Raw genomic sequence first — 665 nt, 5'->3', positions numbered from 1 at the left:
CCGCCAGGTGGGCGCGGCGCAGGGCCCGGGCGAAGGCCAGGGCGCCGTCGACGGCCCCCTGCCCGTCGGCGTCGGCGGCGACGCGGATCACGAGGTCCTCGCGGGTGGCGGTGCCGGTGTAGCCGTGGTCGAGGTCGCACTGGGGGTCGGCGCAGCCGGCGGGCTGCAGGTCCAGTCGCTGGCCTCCGGCCCACATCAGCCCGAGGGTCATCTCGGCCACGGGGTCGGACGGCCGGAAGCGGGCGGGGTCGGCGTGGCCGGTGGTCAGGACCACGGAGCCGAGGGCGCGGACCGGGACCATCTCGGTGGAGACCTGGGCGAGGACCGCCTGGCCGGCCGGGTCGGCGGCGTGGTCGTCGAGGTGGACGGCCAGCAGGGTGTCCCCGGCGAGCACGAGGGCCGTGATGTGCCGGTGGATCTCCTCGTAGTCGAAGTGCGTGTCCACGTGGACGAGGTGCGCGTCCGGGGTGCGGCCTTCGAGCTCGAGGGCGATGGCGTGCGCCACGAGGTCCGGGTAGAAGCCGGCGCGGACGAGTGAGGCGTCGAGGCCGCCGCTGCCGTCCAGGGTGCGGGCCTCGCGCTGCCGGCCCTCGGCCTCGGGGGCGTCGGGGCGGTGGTCGGGACGGCCTGGCTCGTGACTCCTGCGGAACGGGCTCATGTCCCCC

At 76.5% G+C, this 665-nt stretch carries 1 protein-coding gene; it reads right to left on the bottom strand.

The genetic code is table 11. From position 1 onward, the window contains the following. A partial coding sequence (locus HMPREF3105_RS01550) for a DUF5998 family protein (protein ID WP_246830309.1) occupies positions 1-665 on the bottom strand: 665 nt, incomplete at both ends.

It is taken from the genome of Micrococcus sp. HMSC31B01 (genome assembly GCF_001816085.1).
GTDB classification, from domain to species: Bacteria; Actinomycetota; Actinomycetes; order Actinomycetales; family Micrococcaceae; genus Micrococcus; species Micrococcus luteus.
This window is presented reverse-complemented; position numbering and strand designations above follow the sequence as displayed.